Annotated in this window: 16 protein-coding genes; 6 read left to right on the forward strand and 10 right to left on the reverse strand. The window is 66.8% G+C overall.

Features of this window, described 5'->3' with window-relative positions; translation table 11 throughout:
• Positions 1-288: 288 nt before the first annotated feature.
• Entirely contained in the window at positions 289-1,035 is a 747-nt protein-coding gene (locus tag AB0H88_RS39870) for a pentapeptide repeat-containing protein (RefSeq protein ID WP_357653758.1), read from the forward strand.
• Here the strand turns inward: AB0H88_RS39870 and AB0H88_RS39875 are convergent.
• On the reverse strand, positions 1,001-1,393 hold the full coding sequence (locus AB0H88_RS39875; RefSeq protein ID WP_357653759.1) for a hypothetical protein: 393 nt from the start codon (positions 1,391-1,393) through the stop codon (positions 1,001-1,003). The genes AB0H88_RS39870 and AB0H88_RS39875 overlap by 35 nt on opposite strands.
• A 58-nt stretch (positions 1,394-1,451) precedes the next feature.
• Complete coding sequence (locus AB0H88_RS39880; protein WP_357653760.1) at positions 1,452-2,627, reverse strand: SMI1/KNR4 family protein; 1,176 nt, start codon at positions 2,625-2,627, stop codon at positions 1,452-1,454.
• A 172-nt stretch (positions 2,628-2,799) separates the two neighbouring features.
• Here AB0H88_RS39880 and AB0H88_RS39885 point away from each other — a divergent pair, with 172 nt between their 5' ends.
• Complete coding sequence (locus AB0H88_RS39885) at positions 2,800-4,368, forward strand: serine/threonine-protein kinase (protein WP_357653761.1); 1,569 nt, start codon at positions 2,800-2,802, stop codon at positions 4,366-4,368.
• A gap of 123 nt (positions 4,369-4,491) precedes the next feature.
• Here the strand turns inward: AB0H88_RS39885 and AB0H88_RS39890 are convergent, their stop codons facing one another.
• The gene (locus tag AB0H88_RS39890) at positions 4,492-5,544 is read right to left on the reverse strand and encodes a helix-turn-helix domain-containing protein (protein WP_357653762.1); all 1,053 of its coding nucleotides are present in this window, start codon (positions 5,542-5,544) and stop codon (positions 4,492-4,494) included.
• Between the two features lie 174 nt (positions 5,545-5,718).
• On the opposite strand from AB0H88_RS39890, the gene AB0H88_RS39895 reads away from it, so the two are divergent.
• Positions 5,719-6,597, forward strand: coding sequence for a polysaccharide deacetylase family protein (locus AB0H88_RS39895; protein ID WP_357653763.1), 879 nt, complete (start codon positions 5,719-5,721; stop codon positions 6,595-6,597).
• A gap of 32 nt (positions 6,598-6,629) precedes the next feature.
• On the opposite strand, the gene AB0H88_RS39900 is transcribed toward AB0H88_RS39895, so the two are convergent.
• From AB0H88_RS39900 to AB0H88_RS39925, 6 genes are all read right to left on the reverse strand, one after another.
• On the reverse strand, positions 6,630-7,370 hold the full coding sequence (locus AB0H88_RS39900; RefSeq protein ID WP_357653764.1) for a hypothetical protein: 741 nt from the start codon (positions 7,368-7,370) through the stop codon (positions 6,630-6,632).
• Between the two features lie 147 nt (positions 7,371-7,517).
• Positions 7,518-8,690 (reverse strand): MFS transporter, encoded by a 1,173-nt coding sequence (locus AB0H88_RS39905; RefSeq protein ID WP_357653765.1) that lies wholly within the window; start codon positions 8,688-8,690, stop codon positions 7,518-7,520.
• A 128-nt stretch (positions 8,691-8,818) separates the two neighbouring features.
• Entirely contained in the window at positions 8,819-9,328 is a 510-nt protein-coding gene (locus AB0H88_RS39910) for a hypothetical protein (protein ID WP_357653766.1), read from the reverse strand.
• Positions 9,329-9,385: 57 nt separating this feature from the next.
• Positions 9,386-10,168, reverse strand: a complete 783-nt coding sequence (locus AB0H88_RS39915; RefSeq protein WP_357653767.1) for a metalloregulator ArsR/SmtB family transcription factor — start codon at positions 10,166-10,168, stop codon at positions 9,386-9,388.
• Between the two features lie 132 nt (positions 10,169-10,300).
• Positions 10,301-10,732 (reverse strand): hypothetical protein, encoded by a 432-nt coding sequence (locus AB0H88_RS39920; protein ID WP_357653768.1) that lies wholly within the window; start codon positions 10,730-10,732, stop codon positions 10,301-10,303.
• Between the two features lie 628 nt (positions 10,733-11,360).
• Positions 11,361-11,561, reverse strand: a complete 201-nt coding sequence (locus tag AB0H88_RS39925) for a hypothetical protein (protein WP_357653769.1) — start codon at positions 11,559-11,561, stop codon at positions 11,361-11,363.
• A gap of 575 nt (positions 11,562-12,136) precedes the next feature.
• Between AB0H88_RS39925 and AB0H88_RS39930 the strand changes: the two genes are divergently transcribed.
• The 3 genes from AB0H88_RS39930 to AB0H88_RS39940 are packed head-to-tail and all read left to right on the forward strand — an operon-like array spanning position 12,137 to position 15,023.
• A complete protein-coding gene (locus AB0H88_RS39930) occupies positions 12,137-12,442 on the forward strand; it encodes a circadian clock KaiB family protein (RefSeq protein WP_357653770.1) in 306 nt (101 codons plus the stop codon).
• The gene (gene kaiC / locus AB0H88_RS39935) at positions 12,439-13,968 is read left to right on the forward strand and encodes a circadian clock protein KaiC (protein ID WP_357653771.1); all 1,530 of its coding nucleotides are present in this window, start codon (positions 12,439-12,441) and stop codon (positions 13,966-13,968) included. The genes AB0H88_RS39930 and kaiC overlap by 4 nt, the downstream gene beginning before the upstream one ends.
• A complete protein-coding gene (locus AB0H88_RS39940; protein WP_357653772.1) occupies positions 13,968-15,023 on the forward strand; it encodes an ATP-binding protein in 1,056 nt (351 codons plus the stop codon). Before kaiC ends, AB0H88_RS39940 begins: the two co-directional genes overlap by 1 nt.
• A 515-nt stretch (positions 15,024-15,538) precedes the next feature.
• On the opposite strand, the gene AB0H88_RS39945 is transcribed toward AB0H88_RS39940, so the two are convergent.
• A complete protein-coding gene (locus AB0H88_RS39945; RefSeq protein ID WP_357653773.1) occupies positions 15,539-15,829 on the reverse strand; it encodes a hypothetical protein in 291 nt (96 codons plus the stop codon).
• Between the last annotated feature and the right edge of the window lie 47 nt (positions 15,830-15,876).

A 15,876-nucleotide genomic window follows, 5' to 3' on the forward strand; every position in this document is an offset into this window, starting at 1 on the left:
CGAAATATTCCGACTCGATGAGTGTCTCCGGAGGTTGGTGGTGCGTCCCTTGCGGGCCCGTGCGCCAGGCCTTTGTACCGATTCCGCAGGCTGTTTTGTCGGATCGGGCTGCGAGACTCCGCGCATGCATGATCACGAGCTCCCAGGATCAAGCCGCAGCCGGCGGCTGACATGAGCACGTCCGAGCAGTTCAGTCTCCAGGCGAGCCCAGACAAGTGGCGACCTGCGTGGCTCGCCCGAGGAGCACTTCGCGAGCGGCGTTTCGACCTCCCCGCCGGAGTGTCCAGTGTGACCTTCGACAGGGCGCTGCTGGTGAGCGTGGACTTCTCCGGGATTCACTTCGCCTCCTTCAGCGTCCATGGCAGCCAGTTCGAAGGCTGCGACTTCTCCGGCACCACCTTCGAACAGCTGTCGATGGGGGCCACCCGCGTGCGCGGGTGGTGGAACCGCGTCAGCTGGCCGCAGTCGGTCTTCCGCGACTGCGTGTTCCGCCGCACCCGATTCGCGCCGTACACCTCCTTCGGCAACGTCCGGTTTGAAAGGTGCGTGTTCGACGGGTCCCGGCTGAGGGACCAGACGTCCACGTCCGAAGCCGAGTTCGTCGACTGCGTCTTCCTCGGCCGCGTGCGGGATGCCAACTTCTGGGGCCGTCCGACCCACTACCAGGCGGCACTGGGCAGGGACCGCAATGACTTCACCGGCAACGACTTCACCGGCGCGGAGCTCGACGACGTCGCCTTCCAGCACATCGACCTGCGGGCCCAGCGCTTTCCCGGTCTGCCCGGCTACGCGCTCCTCGACAGGATCAGCGCGCGGGTGGCGGCGGCGCTGCCCTTGGTGGAACGCTGGCCGGACCCACGTCACCGGCAACAGGCCCGCTTCAGCCTGGAGTTCCTCGTGGAGAGGGCGCTTGAGTACAACGACGACCATGCGCTGGTGAGCCCTTCGAAGCTGGGCCGGAAACTGCCGCCCGCGCTCCGCGAGGAGCTGTTCGAGGCGCTCAGACGCACGACCAGCGATACATCCCCTGATTGAGCCGTACCGCCTCGCGAGCCAGGTCCCGCAGGCCCGTGATGCGTTCGACCTCGAACTCGTCGAGCAGTTCCTCCTCGGCGTACTCGCGCAGCCGCGCGTCGTCGACGGCGGCGAGCGCGGCAGTGGTCTCGGGCGCCGCCAGCTCCACGCCCGCCGACTCACCGTCGTCGACGACAGCCTTGCTGTCACCGAACTCGCTGAGGTCACGTCCGCTCAGCTCGGCGGCCAGCGTGTCGAGCTCGTCGAGCCAGCCTTTGCAGTCCACGTACGGCAGATTCAAGGCCGCCGGCCCACCGGACAGGGCCAGCCGGGCGGACTGCTCGGAGTCCACCGTGAAGTAATCGACGAGAACACCCATGGTGCGCGACTCTACCGATCATGCCTGTGCCGGGCGCCCTGATCGCCTCACCGGGCGCTCAGAGGATGTCCCAGTCGAGCTCACCGTCGACTGCCTTGGGCTTCCAGTAGCCGATGGAGCCGCCTTTCTCCATGGCGTCGGCGGTGGTCTTCAGCAGGGCGTAGAACGAGCGGATCCGGACGCCTCCCGGCGTGAAGTCCATGGTGCCCTCATGGTCGGTGTCGCCGACGTCCTTCCGCGCCGAGTCGATCACCAGATGGTCGCCCATTCCGTCGGCACCGACGGGGAGCATTCGCCCGTCCCACCATTCCGATCGTGGATCGGAGAATTCCCCATCACTTTCCTCCTCACCATCGATGTCGCACAACTCTCGCCACGTGTCACGCATTTCCCGGACGCTCATGTTCGAGTTGCCCAGGAAGCCGAAGGGCCAGGTGTCCTTGAGGTAGACGGCCCCGTCATGCCGCAGCAGTGAGGCCCGCAGATCGTCGGGGAATCGCAAGCCCATGTACGCCTCCGCAGCCGCGATGGTTTTCGCGTTTCCGTGCTTACCGAGGGTGCGATAACTCCGGGGAGCATTGGTCCTCAGCCAGTCCTCGATGCGCTGCCACTGCCGGTCCACCGCCCGCTTGACCTTCGTGTCGATTTTCCGTACGCGCGGTTCGGCAGCCCGGGGCCGGCAGTCCGCGTCGAGACGGACCCGCGTTTCTCCACTGTCTGCCGACTGCTGAGAGACGTAATCGCCGTCCTGACCGTAATCCTCCTCGTTTCCGGCGAACCAGCAGTCCGTACGGCTGTCCGAGGTGCTTTCCAGGCATGGCCCCCAAGTCACGTCAGATGAGGGCTTGGAGAAGACGGCGGATTCAAGGACTTGAGTGCCGAGAGCCAGCATGATAACCGCGAATACGGCGATGCCCCAACGAGTCAGGCGGCGTCGAGTGGCGTCGTCCAGCGGCTCTCTCGGTTCGCCGCGTTCGAAAAACCTGTCGAACTCGGGGCGGTCGAAGAGGGAGGGCTTTTCGGCGTCATAGCGCTGGAGATCCTCAGCAGTGGGAGTGCCGAGGATCGGAACCGGCGGCCACTGCGAATTCTCGGGCCGGGCCGGAATCGAAGAGGTATCGGAAGCCTGTTGGACCGGGCGCCGTCGAGTGCGAGCGATCACCACGATCGTCGCTGCCGCTATGGCCGCCAAAAGCGCGAGCCATAGCCCGCGGGATGTGATCAATCGCCGCACGTGCGGCAGAGTACCCGGAATTGATCTAGATGGATGTCAATGCCGGACAATTCCCCACCGAGCCGCTCGCGATCGCCCTGCCGACGATCACGCTCCGAGGGCGGGCAGACACACCCGGGCACTCGTCAATAAGATCACTGCTGTTGCGATGATCCGGCGATCGGGAGCCTCGATGAGTGACCCTGGCGGCTTCGGCCCCCTGGTGAAGGACGAGCGCGAGGCGATCGGTCCGTACCGGATCGTGGGCCGCATGGGCGCCGGTGGCATGGGCGTGGTCTATGCGGGGATCGCGGCCGACGGCGCCCGGGTCGCGGTCAAGGTCATCCATCCGGGGTTAGCCGCTGATCCGCAGTTTCTCGCCCGTTTCGTCCGCGAGGTCGATCTCCTGTCCCGGGTGCGCGGGCGCTGCACCGTCTCGGTGCTGTCCGCCGACACCGCCGCGATGCCTCCCTGGCTGGCCACCGAGTTCGTCTCTGGGCCGACCGTCAGCACGTACGTACAGGACAACGCCCCGCTGCCGCCGGACGAGCTGCTCTCGTTCGGCGTGGACATCGCCGAGGCGCTCACCGACATCCACCGGGCCGGCATCGTGCACCGCGACCTCAAACCCGGGAATGTGATCCTCTCCGCCGCCGGCGCGAAGGTCCTGGACTTCGGCATCGCCCGGGCCCTCGACGAGAGCGGGCTCACGGGCACCGGCGCACTGATCGGGACGCCCGGCTGGATCAGCCCTGAGCAGTACCGGGGCGATGAGGCGGACGCCGCCGCCGACGTCTTCGCCTGGGGCGCCCTGATGGCCTACGCCTCGACCGGGCGACCGCCGTTCGGCACCGGAGCCCCCGACGTCCTCGCCTACCGCGTCATGAGCGTCGACCCCGACCTGTCCCAGGTGCCCACGCGGGTCCGCGACCTGGTACGGAGCGCGCTCGCCAAGGATAGGACGGCCCGGCCCGGCGCGGACGAGCTGCTCGCCCAGATCACCGCACTCAAATCGGGCACAACCCCACTCACGGCGGGCACGACCCCCATGCCGCCCCCGCCCAGGTCGGGCACGATCCCCATGCCACCCCCACCCAGGTCCGGCACGGTCGTCATGCCGCCGCCGGTATCACCGCCGGCCAATCGCGTGCCGTTGCGGCTGGCCGCCGCCGTCCTGGCGACGGTCGTGGCCATCGGCGCGCTGGTCTGGGTGGGCTCGGAGGGGATACCGGAGGCATTCCGGAGCCTGAGCGACCCTCCCGCGTCCACGCCCGCGGAGAACCTGACGCCGGACACGAGCGCGACCCCCACCCCCGAGGAGACGACGGAGACCCCGACCCCGACTCCCGAGGAGACGACCAGCACGCGGGAGACCCCGGAGGAGACGCCCACCGAGACGGAAACCCCCGAGGAAACGCCCGCCACAAAGGAGAAGGCGAGCGCGTCCCCCAGCACACCCCGCTCGGCCACCAGCGTGCCGTGCGCGTCCGCGAGCTCGATTCTCCGGCAGGCCGCCGCGCTGAACGGCGGCCTGCCGCAGGACGCCAGGGTCGCGCGCAAGCGGTGCGTGGGCTACTGGGTCGCGGCCGAGCTCGACTCCCCGAGCGTCGGCGGCATCGACCTGATCGCGAAGCGGAACGCGAGCCGATTCGTCAACGCCGAGATCGGTAGTGACTTCTGCTCACGGGAGAACGAGTCGGCACTCCTCAAGAGCGCGCCAGGCGCCATCAGAGCCTTCCTCTGCCCCAATGGCTTCGGCTGACCGCTCCACCTGAGAGCCGACGGCCCGCCCCGCCACCCGGTCCTTGTCGACGGCTGACGGGGATAGGTAAGTACGAGCGGTCACGTCTACGGCGACCGCCTGACCACATGCTTCGGCCGGCACCTATGTTGGGCCGCTCGCGCGGATGGCGGCCGGTCCGTGGCCGTACCAGCGGTGGATGGCTCGCCGCAGGGCCCGGGGGTCGGTGAAGCCGACCCGCGCGGCGATGGACTCCACGCTCAGCGTGGTTTCCCGCAGCAGGCGGTCCACCCGCCGCTGGCGCAGCTTCTCCAGTTCCTCTCGCCAGCTGCTGCCCTCGTCGCGCAGGCGGCGCTGGAGCGTGCGGGGGCTCATGGCCAGCCGCTGGGCGACTTGATCGAGGCCTGGTGGGCCGTCGGCGACGGCGGACTCGAGCGCGGCGTGGAAGCGGTCGAGCCAGCCCCGCACCGGACGGGCGGCCGCGGTGGACAAGTGCGCGTGGTTGTCCAGGATCGCGGCGAGTGCGGGGTCGGCGCGCGGCAGGCGAGCGTCGATGTCGGCCTCGGCGAACGTGACCGACGGGTGGGCGGCCTCGTACTCGACGCGCCTGGTGTCGTACAGCGCGGCCAGGCGCTTGGGCGCTGTCGCCGGGCGGCGCGGCAGCCCTACCCACACCGGCGTGAGCCGCCGACCGGCCCCTGAGCTCGCCAGCATGAGCAGCATGTACGGGACGAACTCCGCGATCATCGCGTATTCCGGGTAGTCGCGGTAAGGACCCTGCCAAGCGACTGTCACCCCGTCATCGTGGCGAGTGACCGTCAGCCGGTCGGCGGGGTCGGCGATGGCGGTGAAGCGACGGGCGGCCATGCGGAACGCGTCGCCGAGGGTGTTCGAGGCGGAGAACAGGTAGTCCCACACGCCCAGCGCGCCCGGTTGCCACAGCTCCATGACCTTGTCACTGCCGCCCGCCGCCCACACCGGGCCGGAGACCAGTTCCCAGATCCGCAGGATGGTGGCGGTGGGGATGCGGATCCCGTCCTCATCCAGTACGGCCAGACCGGGTACGCCGACCAGGCGCGACCGATCCAGGCCCGCCGCGATGCCCGCACGGACCAGCAGGCGGGCCAAATGGGGCGAGACGGTGCCCTTCATCGTGTCGCTCACCGCGCCACCGTCGTGCATCGCGTGGTTCACCATGGCCGATCTATCTCCAAGGGACGGTGCCGACACCCTTGGTATGACATACCGAAAAGCAGGATATGTCGCAACGGAGATGACGCCTTCGGCCCTCCTCGTGACGCCTCCGGCCCTCCTGGCCCGCAGCTCGAACTTCTACCTTCATCGACAGGCAACCCCCTGTGGAGGAACACCATGCAGAACACCCTGTTCGACTACAGCCCGATCGTCGGCCGCGAACCGATCCGCTGGCCGGGCGGCGCCCGCGTCGCCTTCTACGTGGGTCTGAACGTCGAGCACTTCATGATCGACCGCCCCTCCACCAGCATCAACGAGGCGACCGCGACTCTCGTACCGGATCCGCTGAACTACGGCTGGCGCGACTACGGACCGCGGGTGGCGATCTGGCGCGTCATGGAGGTCCTCGACCGGTACGCCATCCGGGCGAGCGTGCTGCTCAACGCCGACGTGTGCGAGCACTATCCCCAGATCATCGAGGCGGGCAACGCCCGCGGCTGGGCGTGGCTCGCCCACGGCAAGAACAACTCCACCTTCCAGGCCGACGTCGACGATGAACGCGCCTACCTGGCCGAGGTCGTCGAAACCGTGGAGAAGGCCACGGGGCGGCGGCCCCGTGGCTGGCTGGGTCCCGCGCTCACCGAGACGTTTCAGACGCCGTCCCTGCTCGCCGAGCTCGGCCTGAGCTACGTGCTGGACTGGACCAACGACGACCAGCCGTACCGGCTGAACGTCCCGGGAATGCTGAGCGTGCCGTACTCGCTCGAACTCAACGACCTGGGCATCTTCACCATGCACGGCAGGAGCGGCGGCGACTTCGTGCAGATGGTCAAGGACCAGGTCGACCAGCTCTGTGCCGAATCAGCGGAGAGCGGGCGCGTCATGGCACTGGCGCTGCACCCGTTCGTCATCGGCCAGGCGTTCCGGGCGAAATACCTCGACCAGGCGCTCGAGTACATCTCCAATCACCCCGACGTATGGCTGACGACAAGCGACGAGATCGCCGAGCACTACGCGGCTCCCGCCGGCGGGCACGACAGATTCCCAGGACGCTGAGTCCGAGGTTGAGCAAGGAAGCGGAAGTGGGGTCAGCGGAAGTCGGTGGTCACCTTGGCGGGATCCGGCGCCTTGACCGACACCTTCGCGCCCCACCCGCTGTAGCGGCTGTCCACGGCGATCATGGCCTGTCTCCCGGTCTCCGTCGCCGTGTACTTGCTCTGCACCCTGCTCACCAGACCCCCCGAGGTGAGCGTGAGGGTGTAGGAGACCTTCGTGCTGTCGAAGGAGCTGGCCGCCTTCGCGCCCGCCCACCAGGCCGAGGCCTGCTTGAGGTCCTTGAAGGTGATCGTGCCGGTGATGGAGTTCTTCGTCGACTTGCCGTGCTTGATCAGTGCGGCCAAGGTCTTGGGCTCGGCCGGATTGAGGATCTGGCCGTAGGAGTCGGGCAGCCCGTACCTCTTGACCTTGTACCAGGTCTTGCCCTCCGGGAGCACCATGGGCATGACGCCGCCGGTGTGGTACGTGATATTGCCGATGCCGACGGCCCGTTGCCGCCCGTAGGTGTCGTCGTCCCAGTGGATGTTGATGTCGAACGCGGCGACGCCCTTCTTGTCGAACTGGAAGGCGCCCTTGCGGTCCTGGATCTCGCGCTCGTCCGTGCCGTCCGACCAGGCGACCGTTTCGGTGAAGCGCACGCCGTGCCCGGGTACGAGCTGGGCCTTCAGCGCGCTGACGGGGTCCTTGGTCGCCGCCTGAGCGGGGGCGGCAACCGCCGATAAGCCGGCGGACAGGGCGGCGCAGGCCGCCAGAGCAGTGATCATCTTCTTCATGGTCAGCGATGATGCCGTAGGCGGATCACAAACGGGGCACGGACGGCCCTGCTACGCGGTCCGCATACCTGCGACGGTAGGCGCGGTACCTCAGCCATACGCCCGTTTGCACGCTTCCTGCCCAGGATCTCCACGCCGTCGCCACACTCAGCGGGCTTTGAGCGACCATAGGGATACCGCCATCAGCAGAGCGGCCAGCCCGCCGCAGATCATCACGGTGGAGACCGAGAAGGCGTCGACGACGCGGCCGCCGACGAACGCGCCAAGGGCGAAGGTCGCCTGGAAGGAGGCGGTGAAGACGACCGTGGCGGCTTCGGGCGCGTGCGGGGCGGCGGTGATGAACGATGCCTGCGAGCAGACGGGCACGCCTCCGTAGGCCAGGCCCCAGACCACGAGCAACACCACGGCGCCGACGGTTGTGCCGCCGACCGAGGGCAGCAGCAGGGTGGTGGCCGCGATCAGACAGCCGCAGGTCACGAAGGCGGCCCGCAGCCGTGTGGCGGTGGCCTTGCCGGCCAGGAAATTGCCGGCGATTCCGGCGATGCCGTACGCCAGCAGAACGGCGCTGACGGCCACGGGAGACAGGCCGGTGATGTTCTGGAGGAACGGCGTGACATAGGTGTAGGTGCCGAAGTGGGCCAAGACGATGAGAAAAGTGGCCAGCAGGGCGATGGTGGCGCCCCGGGCGCGTAGCAGGTCGAGCAGGACGCGTGGGCTGGTGACCTGGTGGGCGGGCAGCGGCGGCAGCAGCATCACCAGGGCGGCCAGGACCAGGATTGCCAGCGCGGCCAGCACCAGGAACGCGCTTCGCCAGCCGGCGAGATCGCCGATGAAGGTCCCGGCCGGTACGCCGAGCACGGAGCCCAGCGGCACGGCGGAGAAGATCACCGCGGTGGCGGTGCCGACGACGTGCGGCGGCACCAGACGGCCGGCCAGCCCGGCCCCGATCGACCAGAAGCCGCCGATGGTGAGACCGACGAGCACCCTGGAGATCAACATCACCCAGTAGGAGGTCGCCACGGCCGCCAGCACGTCGGCCACGGCGAGCACCGCCATGAACACGCACAGCATCACGCGGCGGTCCAGGCGCGCGGTGGTCAGCGTGACGGTGGGTGCGGCGACCGCGGCGACGATGCCGGGCAGGGTCATGGTCAGCCCTGTGGTGCCGTCGGAGATGCCGAAGTCCGCGCCGATGGAGGTCAGCAGACCGATGGGCAGGATTTCGCTGGTGACGATGGCGAAGATGCCCAGCATGAGCGAGGTGACCGCGAGCCAGCTGATGAGAGGCGGGCGTGGCGGAGCCAGTGTGGTGGTGGACATGATTCCCGTTCAGGCAGGTGCATGTGGACTGGGACACCCACCCAAGCAGTCATGAAGCAGCTGGCACTGGCACGTTTCAGACTTGACCAGCACCACTTTTGGCCGAGTCTCCGACTGGTGCCGGAAGATCACCTTGCGGCTTCGGCCCCAGTGCCGCTCGGCAGGAGGGCCAGGAGCTGTCGCGTGTGTCCCGGCAGCTCCGCCTCTGCGAGGCCGGTGATGAGGTCTCTCAGCGGCATGGGCTGATCGACCAGGACGATGTCCTTCGACAGGAGCCGGGTGGGCACCGGCGTGTCGAGTTCGGCGTCGCTCAGCGCCGGCCCCCCGAGCGTGCAGAGGGCGTCCGCTTGGCGGCGGATGCGCTCTCGAAGCCCGACGTTGCCGCCGGCGAGCGCGATGAGGCGTTCGATGGTCCAGGTGTCGAGCGCCAAGCGGTTGTCGTAGGTCGTGTTCGCTCCCGAAGCGATGGCGGAGGCGGCGGCGATGGTGGCGGCGTTGACGATGGAGACGTGCGCCAGGATCTGGTCGGCGTTCCACTCACCGGCCGGCGGGAGGCGGCTGGGATCGCCGGAGTCGGCCACGGTGGCAGCGGCCTCCAGCAGCGCACGGTAGGCGTCCCGCAGGGGGATGGTGTCCATCAAGGTCTTCTTTCCGCGGTCGTGGGCGGGGATGAACGGGTCTCAGGCATGCGCGCGTTACATGTCCCATGGCGCCTGCGGAAGGACCTCGCCGGTCTCCAGCAGCGACTTGAGGTTCGCCAGCACGGCCGGCCATCCCTGCGAGATGCCGGTGAGCATCTCCTGGTTGGGGAGATTCTCGTGGGTCACGGTGAGGCGGACGATGTCCTGGTGTGGTTCGACGAGAAAGGTGACGACCGACGGCTCTCTCGGCGATTCGGCGTCGGGGGCGTCGTCGAAGGTGATGACCAGGCGCGTCGGGGGTTCGGTCTTGATCACTCGACCGACGACATCGATGACGCCTGATCCGTCGACGCGCCGGTGCTCCCAGGTCGAGCCCGGCTGCCAGTCTGAAACGTTGGCGTGCCCCCAGTAGCGCGCCGTCAGGTCCGCGTCCGTCAGGGCTTGCCACACCTGCTCAGCGCTTGCGCGGATGTAGGTGACATAGACGTAGGTGGGTGCTGTGGTCATGGCGTACTCCTCTGCCTGGTTCTTGATGGCACTGAGCGCTCGCAGGCGCGGCTTGTCGAACCCCGAGATCCACCGCTCCTCGATCTCGTGGATAGGTGCCGGGTTGAGATAGTGCAGCCGCTCCCGTCCGCGTCGTACGACGGTGACGAGGTTGGCCCGCTCAAGGACGTCGAGATGCTGGGTCGCTGACTGGCGCGCCATGTTCAAGCGTTCGCACAGCTCGCTCAGTGTCTGGCCGTTGTGCTCGCGCAGTCGGTCGAGCAGCAGTCGTCGGGTGGGGTCGGCCAGTGCTTTGAAGACCGAGTCCATCGCTCTCGCTTCGAGGCTCACGTCTCCATCATGCAGGCATTTGCCTGCATAATGTCAATACGGCTCTCACCTCCCCGCCGAAGCCCGCCCGCGCCAGGCCGGCGGGTCGCCGGTCGGCGGGTCAACCTCGAACGACGGTCCACGGCTCCTGATCTACGCGGGAAGCCACGATGGCCACCACGGCAGAACGCAGTCACCTGGCGTGCCCTCGGTGGCCACGTCGTACAGAACCATCGCTACCGGCCCAGCGGCCGAGACGGCGATGGTGAGAGCCAGCAAGATGAGTTCCAGCCAGATGCGGCCGGCCAGTCGAGGAAGCCGGGCCAGCAGTTGGAATGGCAGCGACACAAGTGCCGACAGCGCCGAAATGACCGGGAAGAGGAGAATTCTGGTCAAATCCCAGAAGAATCCGGCAAATTTTTCTCCCGCGCTCAGGTCGCCAAGACAGTAGAGCTGCGACCTGGCCACCAAGAAAGTGTCGAAGAAGGTGCCGAATATCGCGCATGCTATAGCGATGATCAGCGGGAACGCGCACCCCATCATCCAGCGCAGATTGCCGGCACGCGGCGTTCTTCGATCGATCACGTCGCAATACAAGCAGACACCTATGCGCACAATGCGCAGTAAATGTGAGGATCCGGTGCAGCGGGTTTTACGGATGATTCCCGCGCTTGTGCGACGGCCTTTTCAGCGGGTGGACTGTTCGAAGCCACTCAGTATCGCGGTGAGCCCCATCTCGAAGTGGTCGTCGAGGGTGGCGGCGTCGGCATGCTTCGGATGATCTGCTCATGGGCGATGAGGTCGTCAAGCTGGGCTAGCTGCTACTCGTCGGTCATGGCGGCATCCTGGCAGGCGGCGGCGTGTCGGCGGTCGGTGAGTTGGCTGGGTGTGGCGCGGTGTGACTACGGCGATGTCCGCGCGGCGCCCGCGCCGTGACCGGCCTCCAGGCCGCAGCGCGGCGTGGCGCATCACGGGCCTGGACCGCGTTGCCGTGCCGACCGGCGTCACAGTGAACATGGGCTCGCTGGACGCGAAAACGACCCCGGCGTGTTCGCGCCGGGGTCGCCCCTTCCAGGCCGTTGCACATGAGAGTGCACGACCTTCATACAACACTACAACCGACCGAACCCGATTCCTCGTCAATCGAGTTGCCGATTCCAGGACGGCCGCAAAGGTGCCAGGAGTGGTGTCAATCGCGGGGCCGGCTTCCCCGCTACAGGTACTGCCCCGCCTCAGCGCTGTCTGTCTTCGACACCCGCACCAAAACCACGTTGGCCAGGTTGATGACCACGCCGTTCGTCTCGGTCTCCCGGTCGTACCTAGCGCGGGTCAAAACCAGGCTGCGCTGCTCGTCAAGAGCGCGAGCGATCACCTCGAGCGCTCCCTGCTCTCCGTCGAAATCTCTACTGATCATGGAGATATCTTCGCCGCTTAGTGAGTGAAATCGAATGATCAGTACGCAGTTGTCAGGCACTGTTGGCCCCTTTCACCAGAACCGGATTCAGGCAGCGGCTCAAGCCTGGGCTCTGTGCGGTCCTGCGGGCGATCTCCCCAGTGGGACATTGCCCGTCCAAGGGGCCCTCCTGGCCGCGCGCAGGTCCGAGGCTCAGCCGTAGGGCTCGCGTCCCTCCCAGACCTCCGGTTCAAGCATCCGCCGTACGGCTGACCCTCGCAACTGCGCCTGTCCACGTTGGGCCAGTGGACAGGACATGGTGGCTCCGCTCGACCGACGCGGCGGCGGCGGGTGCTCCAAGCCGCCGGTCGACATCGACGGGCAGATAGCGGGCGGTCAGCGGGGGTATACCGGGGTTGATGGGGGCCGACTGGCGCCGGTGGGGGGCGACCGGCCGCATAGGCACCAGGCCCAAGCGGCCAGGGCCGTGATGAGCGTGTCGGCCGTCACGGGTCGGCGCGGCGAGGGGGCGTCATGAATGGGAGTCCGGCCGGGTCGGAACACGAGTTCCTGGCGGCACGGCGGTGTTGACGCCGATGGCGACCTACTCGTTCAGGTTGTACGTGGTAGGGCAGACACCGCGGTCGCTGGCCGCGGTGGCGAATCTGCGGGCCCTGTGTGACACCTATCTTCCCGGCTGCCATGAGATCGAGGTCATCGATGCAGCCGAACAACCGGATCTCGCGGAGGAGGAGCGGATTCTGGCCATCCCAATCGTGATCAGGACCAAGCCGCTCCCACGTTTCCGGGTTATCGGAGATCTGTCCGATCAGGCTCGGGCTGCAGCTTTGCTCGGCCTTCCTGAGGTGGGCAGATCGTCCCCAGAAGGGCAGGCGCAATGATGGGCAGTGCCACGGTCGGGCGGACACCGACCGGTATCAATGGCTTCGACGACATCGCCATCGGAGGGCTTCCTGCCGGTCGGTCCACCCTCGTGGCCGGCACGACCGGCACCGGGAAGACGCTGTTCTGCCTGGAGTTCCTCGCCCGGGGCATCGCCGGTTTCGGTGACCCCGGCGTGTTCGTCGCCTTCGACGAGACACCTGAGAACCTCCGCCGCAACGTCGGCTCCCTGGGCTTCGACATCGCACGCTGGGAGGCCGAGGGAAAGTGGACGTTCGTCGATGCCTCGCCGGAGGCCGGTGAGCAGACGCCCACCGTGGGGACGTACGACCTGGGCGCGCTGATGGCCCGCGTCGATCGCGCCGTGCGTCAGATCGGCGCCAAACGGGTCTCCTTGGATTCGCTCGGCGCGGTCTTCATGCGTTTCGACGATCGGGAACTCATTCGCCGTGAGTTGTATCGGCTCGCCCGGGTCTTGGAGTCGCTCGAGGTCACATCGGTCCTGACCGCCGAACGCGACGCAGAATACAGCCACATTACCCGGCAAGGCATAGAGGAGTTCGTATTCGATAACGTCATGATCATGCGGAACGTCATGCGGAACGAAAGACGACACCGGACGATCGAGATTGTCAAGTTCCGCGGCACCACTCACCGCACCGGGGAGTGGTTGTTCACCATCGACCCGAAAGACGGGCTGGTCATCATCCCGGTCGCGTTCCTCGTGCCACGTGACCGGGCATCGCAGGAGCGGGTCTCTACCGGGAACATCGAGCTGGACGCCATGGTGGGCGGTGGTGTCTTCCGGGACGCGGTCGTCCTGCTCATCGGGTCGTACGGCGGCGGAAAGACCCTGGCGGCTCTGCAGTTCGCCGATGCCGCGTTCCGGGCGGGCGAACGCTGCCTTTTCCATGCCTTCGACGAGACTCGCGGGCAACTCGGCCGCAACGCCGCTGGCTGGGGTCTGGACTTGGACGTCATGGAGGCGTCGGGACTGCTCCGAGTAACTGCCACGTACCCGGAAGTGGCCTCAGTGGAGGATCATTTCCTGCGTATCAGGAGGGACACCGCGGACTTTGCCCCGGCTCGGCTCATCATCGACGGTCTCTCCGCCCTTGAGCGGAGAGCGACGCCGCGGACACTGCTGGATTTCGTCATCGCACTGGGCGGGGTCGTGCGGCAGCACGAGATCACGACCCTGTTCACCTCCGCACCGACCGGCGGGGGAACGTCGATGTTCACAGCGCCGATCATGGACGTCGCCAGCATCGCCGACGTGACGATCCTGCTGCCCTACATCGAAGGAGCGGGTGTGGTCCGGCGTGCCATCGCCGTCCTGCAGACGCGCGGCTCGGCACATGACCACACCATCCGGCAGGTCGCCATCGACGGTGCCGGTATGCACATCGGTGACCCCTATACCGAAGCCTTCCACATGCTCTCCGACGCCGTCGTACTGCCACGCCACCCGGAGTGGCCGACCGACCCAGACCGCGCAACGGCCGGGGACCAGGATGAGAGCTGATGCGTGAGCCCAGCGACAGCGCGGAGAGGCCGAACACCGAACCGATGCGCCTCTCCGATCCCGGGCGTGACGCCGGACGTATGGTCATGGCGGCGCTGGCGGACGGGATCGTCGCGGTCGACGAGGACGGTGCGATCCGGATCTGCAACCCCGCCGCCGAGGAACTGCTCGGCCGGCCGTCGGACGAACTCATCGGCACCCCGTTCGGTTACCCGGTCGTCAACGGCGAATCGACCGAGATCGACCTGATGCTGCCCAGCGGCCAGACGCGAGTGGTCGAGATGCGCGCCACCACCGCGACGGTGTCAGGAGAACACCTGTACGTCGCCGCGTTGCGCGACGTCACTCTCCGGCGCGAGGCCGAACAGCAGCTCGAAGCAGAACTCGAACGCCACAGCAGGGTGATCGCCGTGGTCGCCCATGAAGTCCGCAACCCGCTGGCGGGGATCGGCCTGCTGGTGGACATGCTGCGTGAGCCCGAGGAGAGCTTTTCCGACGAGGAGCGTGCCGACGTCCTCGACCGCATCGCGGTTCGCACGGCGAATCTCCAGGCACTGGTCAAGAAGCTGCTCACCGTGGCGAAGATCGATGCGAACGCCGTGCGGCTCTCTGTGGAGCCGGTGCCGGTGCTGGAGGTGATCCTCGAACGGCTGGCCGAGTTCGCCGATCGGCCCAAGGACGTGTACGTGTCGTGCGATCCCCAAGTCCGGGCTCTGGTGGATCGTAGCGAGTTGTCAGAGATGTTGATCAACTATCTGGAGAACGCCTTCCGATACGGAGCCCCGCCGTTCGAGGTACGGGTGGCCGAGCAGCCGGACGGCGTGGAGATCCGGGTGTGCGACAACGGGCCCGGCGTGTCCGAAGAGTTCCGGCCGAGCCTGTTCGAGCGGTTCAGCCGTGAATCGCGCACCCAGCGGGAGACCGAGGGCTCGGGGCTGGGTCTGTGGATCGTCCAAAGCCTGGCCCAGGCCAACGGTGGCGACACCTACTTCGAACCAGGCGAACAAGGAGGCGCTTGCTTTTGCCTGCGTCTACCCCAGGCACCGCCGTTCTGAGCGTTCGCCTGTGGATGCCAAGAACTCGGCCACCCTATGCAACCTGCGCGTATTCGTGGATCAGCCCGCCAAGGCGGACACGTCGGATGACCTTGATATCGTCCTCGTTCCCGGCCCTCATGGAGCAGATCCTCACCGACGCCCGATATCCAGATGGTGCTCACCGGCGTTCGCATGTCTCGCATGAACTCGGTCATGGAGCGGTGGGTGCAGTCTGCCTGCTCTGGAATGAACGCCACTTACGGCATGCTCAGCTGCATGGATGGCGTTTTCGGCAGGCGCACAGCTCCCGGGCGCGAGGAGTTCGATACGTCGGCCGCCCGTGTAATGCTGGTATCTGCGGGGAAAGCGGCTTGATCAAGTCTTGATGTGATACGTACACCGGTAGTTTGTCGATCTGCCATCTCTGTTAGGAGCGGAACGCCGGTTATCCGGAGGCAGGTGGACGGGTCTATTCATGCCGTCTGAATTGGATGCTTATGGAGATGTCTGATCAACCTCACTCCGGTATGTGGTCACGGCTCGACCGTACTCTTGACTGACTTGCTTCCGGCGTTCTCGGTAGGCCCATACTCCGCACGCGCCTGAGTACCAGAGCCGAGGCAGACCACGGGAGTCGTCGCGAGGCAGCGGCGCGTTGCATCGTCGCTGGAATAGGCGAACCCAGCGATCGTTTCCCAATGGTTGAAGTTAGTCGGTGACGGGTTTGATTTTCGATGATCCCGGAAATGAAAGCCGACGTTGACGGGCTTTCCCGAGGCGTCAAGGCGCTCGGCCTCAAGAATGAGCAACTTCGCGCCACCCACCCCACTCCGGGAAGCTCCCTCCCACTCGCCCCAGGAGGAATGCCACG

Source organism: Nonomuraea sp. NPDC050680 (genome assembly GCF_040654555.1).
Taxonomy (GTDB): domain Bacteria; phylum Actinomycetota; class Actinomycetes; order Streptosporangiales; family Streptosporangiaceae; genus Nonomuraea.

What these genes read in the sequence shown, in the direction of transcription:
- AB0H88_RS39875 (WP_357653759.1), bottom strand. Translation starts at nt 1,393, where the DNA reads ATGGGTGTTCTCGTCGATTACTTCACGGTGGACTCCGAGCAGTCCGCC.
- AB0H88_RS39885 (WP_357653761.1), top strand. Translation starts at nt 2,800, where the DNA reads ATGAGTGACCCTGGCGGCTTCGGCCCCCTGGTGAAGGACGAGCGCGAG.
- AB0H88_RS39890 (WP_357653762.1), bottom strand. Translation starts at nt 5,544, where the DNA reads ATGGTGAACCACGCGATGCACGACGGTGGCGCGGTGAGCGACACGATG.
- AB0H88_RS39895 (WP_357653763.1), top strand. Translation starts at nt 5,719, where the DNA reads ATGCAGAACACCCTGTTCGACTACAGCCCGATCGTCGGCCGCGAACCG.
- AB0H88_RS39900 (WP_357653764.1), bottom strand. Translation starts at nt 7,370, where the DNA reads ATGAAGAAGATGATCACTGCTCTGGCGGCCTGCGCCGCCCTGTCCGCC.
- AB0H88_RS39905 (WP_357653765.1), bottom strand. Translation starts at nt 8,690, where the DNA reads ATGTCCACCACCACACTGGCTCCGCCACGCCCGCCTCTCATCAGCTGG.
- AB0H88_RS39910 (WP_357653766.1), bottom strand. Translation starts at nt 9,328, where the DNA reads ATGGACACCATCCCCCTGCGGGACGCCTACCGTGCGCTGCTGGAGGCC.
- AB0H88_RS39925 (WP_357653769.1), bottom strand. Translation starts at nt 11,561, where the DNA reads ATGATCAGTAGAGATTTCGACGGAGAGCAGGGAGCGCTCGAGGTGATC.
- AB0H88_RS39930 (WP_357653770.1), top strand. Translation starts at nt 12,137, where the DNA reads ATGGCGACCTACTCGTTCAGGTTGTACGTGGTAGGGCAGACACCGCGG.
- kaiC (WP_357653771.1), top strand. Translation starts at nt 12,439, where the DNA reads ATGATGGGCAGTGCCACGGTCGGGCGGACACCGACCGGTATCAATGGC.
- AB0H88_RS39940 (WP_357653772.1), top strand. Translation starts at nt 13,968, where the DNA reads ATGCGTGAGCCCAGCGACAGCGCGGAGAGGCCGAACACCGAACCGATG.